At 54.5% G+C, this 13,949-nt stretch carries 10 protein-coding genes; 3 read left to right on the top strand and 7 right to left on the bottom strand.

All coding sequences use genetic code 11. The features are described from left to right. Positions 1 to 8 precede the first annotated feature (8 nt). The 3 genes from BM193_RS14935 to BM193_RS14925 form a co-directional block, all read right to left on the bottom strand. A complete protein-coding gene (locus BM193_RS14935) occupies positions 9 to 1,055 on the bottom strand; it encodes a CobW family GTP-binding protein (protein ID WP_092797274.1) in 1,047 nt (348 codons plus the stop codon). Between the two features lie 89 nt (positions 1,056 to 1,144). Continuing rightward, positions 1,145 to 2,329: an NAD(P)/FAD-dependent oxidoreductase gene (locus tag BM193_RS14930; RefSeq protein ID WP_217638440.1), complete on the bottom strand. Its 1,185-nt coding sequence runs from the start codon at positions 2,327 to 2,329 to the stop codon at positions 1,145 to 1,147. Between the two features lie 20 nt (positions 2,330 to 2,349). Next, on the bottom strand, positions 2,350 to 2,547 hold the full coding sequence (locus BM193_RS14925; protein ID WP_076573059.1) for a ferredoxin: 198 nt from the start codon (positions 2,545 to 2,547) through the stop codon (positions 2,350 to 2,352). A 369-nt stretch (positions 2,548 to 2,916) separates the two neighbouring features. Here BM193_RS14925 and BM193_RS14920 point away from each other — a divergent pair, with 369 nt between their 5' ends. Next, the gene (locus BM193_RS14920) at positions 2,917 to 4,098 is read left to right on the top strand and encodes a cytochrome P450 (RefSeq protein WP_092797272.1); all 1,182 of its coding nucleotides are present in this window, start codon (positions 2,917 to 2,919) and stop codon (positions 4,096 to 4,098) included. A gap of 1,765 nt (positions 4,099 to 5,863) precedes the next feature. Then, entirely contained in the window at positions 5,864 to 6,565 is a 702-nt protein-coding gene (locus tag BM193_RS14915; RefSeq protein ID WP_254786207.1) for a transposase, read from the top strand. 218 nt (positions 6,566 to 6,783) lie between these two features. On the opposite strand, the gene BM193_RS28430 is transcribed toward BM193_RS14915, so the two are convergent. The 3 genes from BM193_RS28430 to BM193_RS14910 form a co-directional block, all read right to left on the bottom strand. Continuing rightward, positions 6,784 to 7,257, bottom strand: a complete 474-nt coding sequence (locus BM193_RS28430; protein ID WP_139176082.1) for a lytic transglycosylase — start codon at positions 7,255 to 7,257, stop codon at positions 6,784 to 6,786. A 93-nt stretch (positions 7,258 to 7,350) separates the two neighbouring features. Then, positions 7,351 to 7,452 carry a POTRA domain-containing protein gene (locus BM193_RS29375; protein ID WP_368087286.1) on the bottom strand — a complete coding sequence of 34 codons (102 nt, stop codon included), beginning with the start codon at positions 7,450 to 7,452 and terminating at the stop codon, positions 7,351 to 7,353. After that, positions 7,452 to 7,865 (bottom strand): hypothetical protein, encoded by a 414-nt coding sequence (locus BM193_RS14910; RefSeq protein ID WP_368087078.1) that lies wholly within the window; start codon positions 7,863 to 7,865, stop codon positions 7,452 to 7,454. The genes BM193_RS29375 and BM193_RS14910 overlap by 1 nt, the downstream gene beginning before the upstream one ends. Before the next feature lie 882 nt (positions 7,866 to 8,747). Here BM193_RS14910 and BM193_RS14905 point away from each other — a divergent pair. Next, on the top strand, positions 8,748 to 9,185 hold the full coding sequence (locus BM193_RS14905; protein ID WP_092797271.1) for a helix-turn-helix domain-containing protein: 438 nt from the start codon (positions 8,748 to 8,750) through the stop codon (positions 9,183 to 9,185). An 885-nt stretch (positions 9,186 to 10,070) separates the two neighbouring features. Here BM193_RS14905 and BM193_RS14900 read toward each other — a convergent pair. Further along, complete coding sequence (locus BM193_RS14900) at positions 10,071 to 13,916, bottom strand: P-loop NTPase family protein (RefSeq protein ID WP_092797270.1); 3,846 nt, start codon at positions 13,914 to 13,916, stop codon at positions 10,071 to 10,073. Positions 13,917 to 13,949: the final 33 nt, after the last annotated feature.

The raw sequence follows: 13,949 nt of genomic DNA, 5'->3' as shown, positions 1-13,949 counted from the left end.
CGCATGGCTCAAGGCACCATCAGCGACTGTTCCAGGCCCTGCACCAGGATATCCTTGGGTAAGTCGATTCCAATGAACACCATTTTGCTTTCGCGCACTTCATCAGCTTTCCACGCTGGCCCCATATCGCTGCCCATCACCTGGTGCACCCCCTGAAAGATCACTTTGCGGTGGGTGCCGTGCATGTGCAGCACTCCCTTGTAGCGCAATATGTTCGGGCCATATTTTTCCACCATCGCACCCAGGAAATTTTCCAGTCGCGCCGGATCGAAGGGGCGTTCGGCCCGGTAGACGAAGCTCTTGACGTCGTCATCGTGATGGTGGTGATGACTGTGCGCATGCGATGCGTGGCCGCAGTTGCCATGCGCATCATCACAAGCGCCATGCGCATGCTCGTCCGCAGCCAGGAAATCGGGCGCGATGTCTAGTGTGGCATTCAGGTTGAAGCCCTGCAGATCCAGCACCTGGCTCAGCGGCACAGCACCGAAGTGCGCCATCTCGATGGGCGCGCGCGGGTTCATGTGCCGGAGCCGTTGCGTCAGTGCGGCCAGCGCCACGCCATCGACCAGATCGGCCTTGCTGACAAAGATCCGGTCTGCGAAGCCGACTTGCCGGCGCGCTTCCTGGCGGTCGCTCAGCTGCAGCTGTGCATGTTTGGCGTCCACCAGCGTGACGATGGAGTCGAGCAGGTAGTACTCGACCACCTCGTCATCCATGAAGAAGGTTTGCGCGACGGGGCCGGGGTCTGCCAGGCCGGTGGTTTCGATGATCACCCGATCGAAGTGCAGCAGGCCTTCATGCTTCTTGACGGCCAGCGTGGCCAGCGTGCTGCGCAGGTCTTCGCGGATGGTGCAACAGATGCAGCCGTTACTCATCTGAATGATCTGTTCGTCGCTGTCGGTCACCAGGATCTCGGTGTCGATGTTTTCCTCACCGAACTCGTTTTCGATGACTGCTATTTTCTGGCCGTGCGACTCGCTGAGTATGCGCTTGAGCAGCGTCGTTTTGCCGGAACCCAGAAAGCCGGTCAGGATGGTAACGGGAGTAATTGCCATAGTGCTTAACCTTGGTAGTGAATCGGATGGGATAGGCAATCGTTGCGTTGTACCCTGCGCAACGATTGCCACGTCGGCGCTGCCACAGCTTACCCCTGCACCAGGTCGCCCGTGGCTTGCGCGAGCAACGGCGACTGGCGGGCAAGCGCGCGTAGTTTCGCGATGGGCATACGGCAGTTGACCGACACGCCGGTACCGGCGCCGCCGCCATTGTGCCATCGCATCAGGGCTGGCTCGGCGTCCGGCATGCCGGTCAGGTACTCTGGCGCGCCCGTCACCGGCAACGGGCCGCAGACCTTGATCGCCAGGCCGAACTGGTCTGTCCAGAAGTATGGCTCGTGATCGAGTGGTGGAGCCGCGTCGCCAAACAGCAAGGCCTGGGCGGCCACCTTGGCCTGCGCAATCGCAGTCATCCAGAGTGGCACGCGGCTGTATCCGTTGCGGCCAGGAATGGCCGCGACATCGCCGGCGGCGACCACGCCCGGCGCCAGTCGGCCACGACTGTCCACCCGCAGTTCACCGTCGGTCAGCAAGCCCGCGCTCGCCAGCCACTCCGTGTTCGGCACGTCACCGATGGCCGTGAGGACCAGGTCAGCGGTGACGGTCGATCCATCGGCCAGCACGACGTCGCAGGCGCCGTGCTCATGCACTGAATCACGTACGTCCAGCGCTTGGGATGGCACCAGTTTTACCCCGTGCCGCATGGCGGCGCCCGAGATCAGCTCTGCCAGGTAACTGCCAAGGCTTGCCTGCATCGGTTTGCCGCGACAGATCACGCTCACGCGGCTGCCGCCGGCAGCGCAGGCGCTCGCCAATTCCATGCCCAGCACGCCTGCGCCAATGACGGCAACGCGCGGCTTCGAACGCAACAGCTCGCGCACGCACTGCGCATCCTCGATATTCCGGAACGTCTTCTCGTGAGGCAGGTCGGGCCGCAGTTTGCGCGGACGGATGCCGCTTGCAATGACCAGGCCGTCGAAGTCGCAAGCGCCGCCGTCGCTCAGTATCAGCCGGCGCTTGGCCAGATCGAGTCCGGTGGCTGCGACACCGAGCAGTATCCGCGCCTCATGGTCTGCCGCAGGCAGCAAGTGGGACACGATGGTATCGCCGGCGCCCGTTTCGTGCAGCGCCGACTTGGAAAGCGCGGGGCGACTATAGGGTGCGTGCTTCTCGGCGCCGATGATCGTGAGCCGCCCGCGGTAGCCGTGCTCGCGCAGGGTCGTCGCTGCTGTGGTTCCGGCAATGCCATTGCCGACCACGACGATATTGTCCATGCCAGTCATCGCCGCCACGCCTAGCAAAGTTTCAGGGCCGCAACCGGGCAAACCCGTACCGCCGCCTTTGCTGCCTGCACTGCGGCGTGATCGGCGTCGTCGACCTGCTCCACGTCCAGAATCAGGTTTCCCTTGTCATCGAGGTGCATGAGCTTGGGCGCCACCTCTGCGCAGAGTCCATGCCCTTCGCAACGCGCGTGGTCCAGAATAATTTGCATATTGTCTCCTATGGTGTCAAAAAAATTGGCTCTGTGGCCACTTCGAGGCTTGCGTTGTGACGGTAAAAAATCTCCCGTCATCCACATTTGCATATTATTATAATATACGGATTAAGCGAGTTTGGCTAAAAAAATCCGCTGAGCTGCAGCTGTTTCCAGCGCTGCCCAAGCAATGAAGTTCCATTGAGCACGCCGGATTCATTAGAACAACAATCGCAGACACCGGATCGGCAGTGATGCGGCGCCACCGCTGTCGGCTTTCTGCCGGGCGGGTAGCCGCATGAAGCAGGCCAGGCGTGGAATCAGTCAGCCGCAGAAAAAAAACAGCGTTCCAAGTAGTAAAAACCAACCTGAACATAAGGAGACAAGATGACAAAAACCGTTGCGATATCAGACATTGACCTTTGGTCTGACGACAATTTGAGCAATCCTTACCCGAGCTATGCCATCCTGCGCGATCAGGCTGCTGTGGTAAAACTCACCCATTCGAACGTGTGGGCGCTGACCCGCTACGCGGCGATTCGTGATGCACTCGGTGACTGGGCGACCTTTTCGTCGGAAAATGCAGTTGGCTTCAACGAGGGCGTGAACCAGGCGCTCGCTGGCACCACACTTGCCACCGATCCGCCCCTGCACACGACCTTGCGCGCCACGCTGTCGGAAAACCTGACCCCGCGTGCATTGCGTGGGATGAAGGATGCGATCGACCTGAAGGCCGATACGATCGTGCGCCAACTGGTGGCCCGGGGTACGTTTGACGGCATCGAGGATCTGGCGCGCGAGCTGCCGCTTCAAATCGTCGTCGACCTCATCGGCGTGAACGACGACCACGTACGCCGCAACATCCTGGAATGGGGTTCGGCCGCCTTCAACGTGCTCGGTCCGATGAATGCCCGCACGCAAGCGAACTTTCCGCTCGCGGGGCAGCTGTACCAATGGGCGTCGCAACTGAGCATTGACCAGCTGGCGCCAGGAAGCATCGGTCACAGCATCTTTGCAGCAGCGCAACGAGGCGAGATTCCGCCAGAAAGCTGCGGCCATATCATTCACCAGTACGTCGCCGCCGGCCTCGACACAACCATTGCCACGATTGGCAATGCCTTGCATCTGTTCGGCCAGCACCAGGACCAGTATCGGTTGCTGCGCCAAAATCCCGCGCTGGTGCCGTCCGCGCTCAATGAAGTGCTGCGCTACTGCGCGCTGATGATTGCCACGGGCCGGCATACCACGCGCGATGTCGACATCGACGGCACCGTCATACCGAAGGGCTCGCAGGTAGCCCTTCTGTTTGGTGCCGGCAACCATGACCCGCGGCACTTCGAGAATCCGGAGCAATTTCTCATCGAGCGCAACCCATTGGATCACCTTTCATTCGGTTACGGGGTACACAGTTGTGCCGGACAAGGCCTTGCCCGCCTGGAGATTTATGCCGCCCTGGAGGCGCTGATCAAACACGTAAAAAGCTTCAAGATTGGCCCTGCAGTTCGCAAAATCAACAATTCGAGCCTGGCACTCGACAAGCTGCCCATGTTCGACATAATGCCTGCGTAGCGGGAAAATCGCCCATTGTCGCACCGACGCCAGCCACGAGCTGGCATATGGTGTTCATGGCAATCCATGCTTACCCGCCGCTGCTCAAGCTTGCTTCGCCGATCCGGTAGCCGGAAAGTGATGCCACTAACGGTCTCCTGGCGTCCGTTGATGACGGAGTTACAGCGGAACGCGATTGCGCCGGCAGTCGTGACGGCGCTCCCAGGCAGTGCCAGACAAAATAAAAAAAGCCCGTGAAATCACGGGCTTAGGTGTGGTTTACTGCCTATCGGTGCCAGCAGTTGCTAGACATCAAATCATTCCCATTCGATTGTCAATGAGGTGGCTAAGCGTTTGATTTTTCGATGTTTGCCAAACCATTCAGTTACCGATACCATCAAAAATACCCTCAGCGGATCTATCTGCCATTGCCGGTTCGTCGCGGACAGAACGGAAGAGGAAACTCCGCTCGCTCAAACCGGTCACCATATTTTCCCGGCCGATGACGCTTTCGTTTCGGCACATCAGCAATCGCAGAGTTCCGATGCGTTCAAAGATACACCAAGGCAGCAACGCCGAGCTGTCACGCTGTCGTTAGCGCAATATCAAGCCCACAATGACAGAGACGAGGCAATGACACGCTTATCTGTCCACCGCCTTTAGCATGTCCCGCATCGCCGCCGCTTTCCACGTATCGAACATGGCCCTCAGTCGAGCCATAGCAGCATTTAACAAAGCGCAACTTGCCGGAGATCGAGATGGCCAAGGCTGAGCTCGCGTACGAATGGCGGACCTGACACCGTTCCATGACACCGTTCCACAACTCCCATGAAAGCTGACATCGTGTACGGATGCCGGACCTGCCCCCAACTCCCTATGACCCCAACTCCCTAAGGCTGAGATCGTGTACTAATGCTGGACTTGACCTCGACCCTAAAGTGAATGCGTTCCTTTGCTGGCCCTGATCTCTCAAAATAGCTGGCAATCCGGGAAAATTCTTAGCGTGCTATTTTTTCCGAATTCAGTGGGTAACCTTACTACATCCCGATTTTCCTCAGTCCTGTTTACCAGAGATCCGCCGCAAACCTTCACGAGCTTTTTTCATTACATCCGCATCGTCGCCATAAATTAGGTAGTGCTTATTATCTACTGGGCAGACTAGCCCCGATATGCGCCCAGTCCGTGGTGCAACACCAGCCGGAATGGAATCAAGCACGACATCGCAAACTGGGCAGCTTAAGTGCTGCCCGCCTTCGAATATTCGAAGTGCTCGCACTGCTGATACTTTATCAGTCATCACATTAATTGGCTTCACAATTATTTCCCTCCAAGTGTTGGCAAGTTCCCGCTTGGCAATTGCGGGGACAAAGGCTTTACTACGTCGTTAATGATCTGTTGGCGCTCCATAAATGTCGGTCGCCTAACGTTCTGGAACAGGAACTCGTTCCTAAATGCCAGATACTCTTCAAATTGCGTTCCCGGGGAGGCGGGGTCAGGGAGGCGGGGTCAGGGAGGCGGGGTCAGGTCCGGCATTCAGACACGACCTCAGCCATGCCAATGTCCCAACCTCTGCGCGATCTCAGTGCCAATGCGTACGGATCAGATAACGTCTACCGCATGACGCTCGCCCTACGCCTCGAATTTCCCGGCCCCCTCTACCACGTTACTTCGCGCGGAGACCGGCGTGGCACCATTTACCGGGACGATACCGATCGCCTTGCCTGGCAAGAGGTACTAGCCTTGGTCTGCGAGCGGTACCATTTTGTCGTGCACAGTTTCCTGCCATATGAGCAATCATTATCATCTGCTCGTTGAAACGGTGGAAGCGAATCTGTCGCAGGGCATGCGCCAACTGAATGGCGTTTATACCCAGCATTTCAATCGGCGCCACAAGCTTGTCGGACACGTATTGCAAGGCCGCTATAAAGCCATCTTGGTGCAGCAAGAAAAGTATCTGTTGGAATTGGCCCGCTACATCGTCTTGAACCCAGTCCGGGCGCACATGGTGAGATCACCCGACGACTGGTACTGGAGCAGCCATCACTACGTTTTGGACGAAGCGGTGTCTCCATGCTGGTTGACACGGGACTGGCTCTTGAGCCAATTTGGCGCCACGCGCGACGAGGCGGTCGCCAACTATTCTCGGTTTGTCGCGGCCGGTATGGGTGAAACTAGTCCGCTCGCCCACACCTGCCACCAAGTGCTACTGGGCGATGACGCCTTCGTTTCGGCACATCAGCAATCGCAACGGTCCAATGCATTCAAAGATGCGCCAAGGCAGCAACGGCGCGCAGTCACACTGTCACTCGCGCAATATCAGGCCCGCTATAGCGGCAGAGACGAGGCAATGGCACGTGCTTATCTGTCTACCGCTTTTACCATGTCCCATATCGCCGCCGCTTTTCACGTCTCGAGCAGGACAGTCAGTCGAGCCGTATCGGCATTTAATAAAGCGCAACTTGCTGCAGATCGAGACGGCAAAGGTTGAGCTCGTGTACGAATGGCGGACCTGACCCCGGCTCTCGCGGAGATCGTTTACAAATGAAGGACCTGACCCCGCCTCTGCAAGCCCCACAAGACAAAGCATAGAAGGAAACTTGAGCGGAAAATAAGCTTATCTTGAGTGGATGGACTCAAAAACGCAGCGCCCCGCAAGGGTCAAATTTTTATCGGCACGATGGGGCAGTATCGGGGCGGCGCCAACACTCAACATCTCTCCACTCGAATAAGATCATCATATTCACCAAAAACTGGCTTCTCAGTAAAATTATGAGAGACATCTACGGATGAAATCGATATCTCACTTTTCCTTGGCTTCATTTCTACTCTTTCCATATTCAGATTCCCATCTTCTCCGAATATATACGATACTGCCCTCACAATTTCATCGCTATCACCTTGAAACTCACGATAAATAGCGACAGTCAAAAATAGCCTATTATCCGCTGCCTCCTGAAAAGTGTAAGTCAATATCTCCCGCAGCTGACCATCAAGAAATCCAACAACAACAACAGAATCAGTCACATCAATAAAATAAGATGGACTTTCTACCGAACCAACCAAAACGGTGTATTTCAACTTATTTTCGTGATTTTTTTTCGCCTCCGCCTCAGAATAAATGTCAACAGCACGTTTCATTGCCCGAAACCACGCCTTACAGAAAAAAAATTTCTTTTTCATCAAATCACCATTTAGTTATATATTTTACCATTTACATCTCGAATAATCACCCTCTCCTTATTTGCCACATCAATAACTCTCTGTGGAATAGGATTATTCTGAACAGGGATTTCCACGGCTCAAATCCTGCGGCTCGGCCAGCACGCGCGTGGTGACGTAGCCGCGCGCGATGATGGCGTTCTGCATGCGTCCCATCAGCACATTGATGGCTTGCGTGCCCAGGCAACGGCCCAACGGCGAGTCCGGCCCCCCAAGTCGTCACGCCCGGCGGCGGCCAGCGCCCACTGGAACTCCACGCTGCCCTCGCCCCGCAATGCCAGGTGATCGATGGCAAAGCACGGCGATTCGCCTGTGGGCAAACGATTGGCGGAAGCGGCCGCAGGCGCGTCGAGCAGGCGCACGTCGGGCGCGCGCTCCTGCTGCTGGCGCAGGAGGCGCTCGCGTTCTTGCTGGCGTATCAGTTCTTGGCTGGCATCGTCGCGCTGGCTCGCGCCAGGCGGATTGGGAAGGGGCGGCGCGATTTCAGGACGGGTCTGCGCGGACACGGCGGCACACAAGGTGCCGCTAAACAAAAATACACCGCACCATGGCGTCAAGCGCAGGTGCATATGTTGCCTTAAGTAATTATTTACGTAAGGAAATTATAAATTGATTATTTCTATTGGGCAACTTTATTTATTTCTTGAGAACTTTACCTCTTTGGTAACTGCCTTTCAACTATCCAATTACCACTAGTAAAAAGGTGTGCAGCTTGCGACAGGAGAGCAGGCAACGACAGGCGGCATAGACCGATGAACTGCTGCCCCTCCAAATATCCTCTCTGGATATTTCCATCTTGGCCGATTTGTTGCGAACTGCAGAGCAGAGGCAAGCCCGTCCTCTCATATCGCTCACCGTACCTGGCGCTGTTCAGTGCTAGAGCAACACAATCAGTCAAATCGTATACATTTGCACAGTTGAGAAGCTGATGCGTACCTGACAAAAGAGCATGCTAGGCTGGGAGCGAAAAAAAATGCCTGCTGGCCTTCGCCCCCTCACATGGCGGCCCTCGCTGGGTCCCGGCACCCCACTGGCTTGATCGACAATCTGCGCGCCAGGTACATGCAGCGGAACAAGCCTAAGGTCGTGTAAGATTCGCGCATCTGACCATCTCCGACTTTCGCCAGCAAGACCATCCACTACGCCATCCGCCTGATGAAGGCGCCGACACGACCAATCAAGCAGCCAAGGATGAGCTGCAGCAGAAGATCACTGAGGCCAGGTACAGGAGTCGAGCACGCCGTGATTAGCCGTTTTAAAACTTGCCTGGCTTCACCCTGGCTTCAAGGAAGGTCATCATGCAAGATGATCGGCACCTGACGTCAGCCCCCCCCCCTGAGCGTCCCGCCAGGGCCACCTACGATGACGCCACCACCCGTGTCTGTCAGGCATATCCGAATGTGATCGCGGATGGCGCATTGACGAACGTTGTATATTGAAAGGCAATACATATGTCCGGCAACACCCGTGTTTCTGAGCGGCTCAAAAGCCGCCGCGAGGATCTTCATCTCTCACAAATACTGCTTGCCGAACTGGCGGGCATCAATCCCACGCAACTGTATCGCTATGAATCAGGCAAAGCCAGTCTTCGTATGGACGCGGCAGAGAGAATTGCCGCCGCCCTCGGCGTCAGCACCGCTTGGCTTGTGCACGGGACCTTGCCCATCGCCAGAGGGACGCACATCGCCCCGCCAGTGCTGGCGGGAGGGGGACTGATCCTGAATTCTCTGGAACTTCCCCCTGTGCTTGCCTCCGCCGTGAAGCGCCTGTCCATGCAAAATGGCAGCACCGTCGAAATAGCGCTGCTGGACCTCGCGCGTCAAGGCCTCGAAGCCATCCAAAAAAAAGCCTTGGATTGCGCCGAGTCCGCAGGCAAGAGCGAGAAATAAGCGCCTCACACCCCTTGCTGACAGACCTGCACGGCAGCTGGGGGGGCAGTTCACGGGGAAAATACGCGCAGCGTGATCCATGCGCTGGCCTGCGAGGCCAAAATCTGACTGATCGCTGGATGGTGTCAGTAAGCTGGGCTCGTGGTGCAGGCGTCAATGCCGGCATTTCCCCGGCGCGACGGATCAAGCGCACGCACATAAAAAAATGGCCGTTGATCATTCTTTTGGAATCATCAACGGCCATCTATTTTTCACTTTAAAATCAAATAGTTAAAGCGAACTCATCACTCCCACTCAATTGTCAACAATCTTGCTAAGCGCTTGATTTTTAAGTGTTTTCCAAACCACTCAGTTACCGATACCCTTAAAAATACCCTCAACTGAAAAATCCGCTATTGCCGGTTTGTCGCGGCCGGGATGGGAGACACCAGTCCGCTTGCTCGCACTTGTTATCCGATTCTTCCGGGCGACCACGCCTTCATTTCAGCACAGCAGCAATCGAAGCGCTCCGATGAATTTAAGGATACGCCGATCTTCAGCGCCACGCTGTCACCCTGTCACCCGCGTAATATCACGCCCGCTATAGCGACAAAGACGAGGCAATGGCACGCACGTATCTGTCTACCACTTCTACCATGTCCCATATCGCCTCCGCTTTTCATGTCTCGAGCAAGACAGTCAGCCGAGCCGTATCGGCATTTAATAAGGCGCAACTTGCCCAAAAAAGAGACGGCCAAAGCGGAGATCGGCTACAAATGGCGGACCGCCCTCCCCTCCCCTCCGGCCAAGCACATCCCAGCGACCCTGAAATAATATTAAAATTATAACTATATACCATCGTCAACCAAGCTTTTTTTAATAATCAATCATTAAAGCAGACTTGCTTCACTCGAACCGCTGTTCGCGCTCCTTATGCTCTCGTTGTTCACGCTCCTTTTCTCGCTCGATTCGATTCGCAAGTTTTTCAGATATTGATTTTGCCGCTGCAGCAATCTTCACGTTCTTATGTTCAACCAACATGCCAATTGCAGCAGCTCTAGGTTCCATCGCGTTCGCCAATCCACCTGACCAAATTGAAGGTAATACGCGATCAGCAATAGCATCCAAAACAACCTCTGGATTGCTTGAAGCCTCCAACAGTTTCATCGCTGAATCGGACAACTTAACCGTCTCCGTATCTCCCTGGTTAGACCAAACGGTGATACCTGCCGCAACAGATGCCCAAACGCTGCTATCGTTTCGGGCATTACACCATTCAATCAGCTCGTCGACATTAATTTGCGTGAGCGGTGGCTTCTCAAGGCTGCCATTACTAATAAACAACAATCGTAGATCTTGTTGCTTTTCAGTACCTTGAAAAGCGCGATCGAGGAACGCCTTTGGCATCAGTGCGATTGTCGCCTGAATGGCATTTTCAAACGCATAGACATGACCATAGCTCGCATCAATAACCGCGAAAATTGTATCAAGCCACACCAACTTTTCGGTGTCATTGCCATCAAAGCGCAACGCGGCACTTACGACGTTCTCCATGGCATAATCCACATTTCCGCCAAAATCATTTTGATCCCTTTGTAGCCTCTGGATCGCAGCTCGCAGTCCGACCAGTCGCAATTCGGGACCAAGAGTGTCCAATGCTACATCTTTGTCGTGCAATTTCATACTCAGCGCATCCAAAACCACATCATCGCCATTCGTTTTAGTCAGGAGTCGCTGCGCGAGATTGAGTACACGTCGCGCGGGCAAATTGGCGTACCCGTCTTGCCAAAAGATTGGCCCAAACATCCCAAGGTAAGTGGCTGGATGATCTAGAAGCACCTCGCAACGGCTTAGGTCAGATTCCTTGAAATCGCGCTGCGGGTGCAAGCCGACCAATACCTGTCGAAGTTCTGGATGCTGTAAGCATTGGTCGAGCAACTCCTGCACTAAAGCAGGATTGACAGAATTAGTCTCCTCGATAAAGCCGCCAAGGACTGCAAAATTCTTGCTGGCTTCGGTCTGCTGTTCCAGATGTTCAACGAGTTTTCGCCATCCAGCTCGCAGATCAAGAGCCCCCTTCGCCAACCCCCTCCCAAACGTGGCACGATAGGGCATCCAATCATTGGAAAACAAGTTGGATCCCAATTCATCAAGTTCATGGGCCGATGTAGCAAAGTCCTCACCTAAGCGCAGTGCCTTGGCTTGGAGCCGCCTCTCAGCTTCATCATAATTATTACCTCCATGACAAAAATCGGTATCCAGCGACCCGTAGCTTCCCTTAGTTAGCACATATGTCTTTATTGACGGCACCAAGTCGTTGGGTTTCAATTCTCTATCCAAGGCGGCGAGCTCTTCTGGTAAGCGATGGAAATTTTCCTTGCCTTGGCGATTGGAATAGTCGAAGTTAATCGTTGATCGAACGGCTCTCCAACCCTCGCCAAAAGGTTGGTAAACATGCAACTTACGGGCCGCATCGACGAGTTTCCCCCTCATTGCTTCCTGGCGCCACATCACCCGAAACGCATTCGCCAAAGTCCGCCGTGCGGGCCCCTCAAGATCAGTATCACCACATGTGCCCAATTTCACTGTGACGTCGACGAAGGCACTACGCCACTCCACGAGTTCTTTATGGTTTGGATGAAATCCAAAGTTTCTGGGACGAGCACCGAATTCGCTCATAACGCTCCCCGTCCACCGCGGCCCACCTAAGGCCGCTGAAAGCATGCGGAAACCTAGCGACTTCCGTCCCGCCACTTCTGATGAAAAGCACTCGTTTATGATCGTGATCCGCTGTCCTAATGAAGCATGCGTGCCAGATAAGTATGCTTGAAAAAAAGTACTGATCTTGGCTCGAACCGCGTCAAAGTTGTTGCTCTCATCTTCGTAATCCGCCGCACGGATCAGCAGTCTAAGGCAACGGTCAAAAGCTTCTGCTTCGTATGCCAACAATCGCAATAGATTAAGAATCGTAGTCCGCTGCAACTTGTAACGAGGATGCATACCTTTGAAATCAGGTGTAGAAAGTTCTGCTTCTATCCTGTCAAGGAGAGCTTCAGGCGCAACTGGGCTGATATAGTCCAGAATTCGGAGTGACATCTCATCCAATTCTGATATCTTCCCTAGCAGACCATCAGACTGGAGCCAAGTCTCAACGATCTCCTTTGCTACCGGATGGTCGTGCAACAGACCTAACCTGTGTGCAAATGACATTAGTAATCGTTGATGGCCCGGTCTTTCAAAGACTGCCCTGAGTTTATCAACCGGGATACTATCGAGTGCCGACGCCGCCAGTTTGTTCGCAATAGCATGCGGCAGGATGGCTCTCCAATGTGCCCGTTTTTGTACCACATGGCGTTCCGATAGCTTGTTTACGGATCTAAACAACTGGGTACGAGAATGGCCAGAGATCGAGCCAAGTGTGTCCAGCTCCTGGTCACCAACCTCCCCGTTTGAGATCGAAAACGAATATACCAGGGAAAATATCTCAGCCTGTTCCCGCAACTCGTTGTCCGGCTGATTACGCTGTTCGAATAAGCGACTGAACAACTGAGTGTCAGAAAGCTGAGCCAAGCTCTCGCCTGCCTCTACCCTCTCGGCGATTGCCAAGGATACTCTCGCGTTCCCATCTGCAAACTCTGCTATACGGCGAGCGTTGTTCTGGCCAATACCCGGGAAGCGGCGGATCAGAAGCTGCTCCGCCATCTCGGACCCGACTGCTTCAATGTGGATTACCTCGGTTGTCTGAGGCTTATCATCTCTGATGTCATACTCAACGGTGATAAGTCTCACTTCACCGCCTGCGGCTGATACCCTGCTGGCAAGCAAAGAGTGTAATTCTGATGGGCAGTTATCCAGTATCAGAACGGCACGCCGGCGCTCTGCAACAAGCCTGTCCAACATCGCCGTAGCCGAAGGGTCCGGATTCGCACCAGTATCGACGTAGACTGCCAATGTGCGATCGAGTGCATTTTTACCAACCGCCTCATCGAACAGTGCCTGCACGATCCTGGTCTTTCCTACTCCAGATAACCCAGTGATGCGAACCGCTTTAGCCGTAGTCCTGATGAGGTCTCTCATCGGTTCGATGGCATTTTCAAGGCTAAGCTTTTCATGCCTTTGCGAAGGCAACGTGACTGAGACGCCTGATGCCGAAATCAGCGTATCGTCAACACCTCGAGGCGGATTACTCCAAGCTCCGTATGCCTGCCAACCCGAGTTTCCTTGCCCAAGTTGCCCCTTTAACCACAGCATAACTGAAGGGTGTTGTCGTACCCATTGAACTAGTTTTGAGCGGTCGTAAAAGTCCAAATGGATATTGGATTTGTTGGGATCGTCCTTCAAAGCATTGCGCATCGCCAACATCCGTGCATTTTTCATCGGGGGCGAGCAATCATCGGCCAAACTGACAATGATGTAACTACCACCTTTCGCACCTTGCGCCCTAATCGTTGATGACAAAACTCCACGCGTGACCATTTCGTTCGTCACATCCCCCTTTGGCATCGAATGTTTCTTGGCCTGAAGAATGGTATCCGCCCTTTCAAGGAACCCTGTATTGAGTTTGTCTACAGGAACCTGGACGCGAATATCAATTCCTTCGTCCGGAGCATTGATCGAACCTGACCAACTTACCCAAGCGGGGCTATGCCCGTGCGCTGCTACTTCTGCTTCGGCAAGGCGAGCAATGAAATTCTCCAGTTGTGTCTCCGACAAACGCAGTAGGTCGTCTTTTTCGATGTCAAAAATTGCCAAAAAATCACCTTAATAAAACGATTTATGAAGGAT

Source organism: Janthinobacterium sp. 344 (assembly GCF_900112025.1).
Taxonomy (GTDB): Bacteria; Pseudomonadota; Gammaproteobacteria; order Burkholderiales; family Burkholderiaceae_D; genus Janthinobacterium.
Note: the sequence above shows the minus strand (reverse complement) of the source record. Positions and strands in the feature narration are given on the sequence as shown.

Bases quoted from the DNA above. Each gene is read 5' to 3' on its own strand.
- BM193_RS29375 (WP_368087286.1), bottom strand. From the start codon at position 7,452: ATGGGACGCATGCAGAACGCCATCATCGCGCGCGGCTACGTCACCACG.
- BM193_RS14920 (WP_092797272.1), top strand. From the start codon at position 2,917: ATGACAAAAACCGTTGCGATATCAGACATTGACCTTTGGTCTGACGAC.
- BM193_RS28430 (WP_139176082.1), bottom strand. From the start codon at position 7,257: ATGAAAAAGAAATTTTTTTTCTGTAAGGCGTGGTTTCGGGCAATGAAA.
- BM193_RS14905 (WP_092797271.1), top strand. From the start codon at position 8,748: ATGTCCGGCAACACCCGTGTTTCTGAGCGGCTCAAAAGCCGCCGCGAG.
- BM193_RS14925 (WP_076573059.1), bottom strand. From the start codon at position 2,547: ATGCAAATTATTCTGGACCACGCGCGTTGCGAAGGGCATGGACTCTGC.
- BM193_RS14935 (WP_092797274.1), bottom strand. From the start codon at position 1,055: ATGGCAATTACTCCCGTTACCATCCTGACCGGCTTTCTGGGTTCCGGC.
- BM193_RS14910 (WP_368087078.1), bottom strand. From the start codon at position 7,865: ATGCACCTGCGCTTGACGCCATGGTGCGGTGTATTTTTGTTTAGCGGC.
- BM193_RS14915 (WP_254786207.1), top strand. From the start codon at position 5,864: ATGAGCAATCATTATCATCTGCTCGTTGAAACGGTGGAAGCGAATCTG.
- BM193_RS14930 (WP_217638440.1), bottom strand. From the start codon at position 2,329: ATGGACAATATCGTCGTGGTCGGCAATGGCATTGCCGGAACCACAGCA.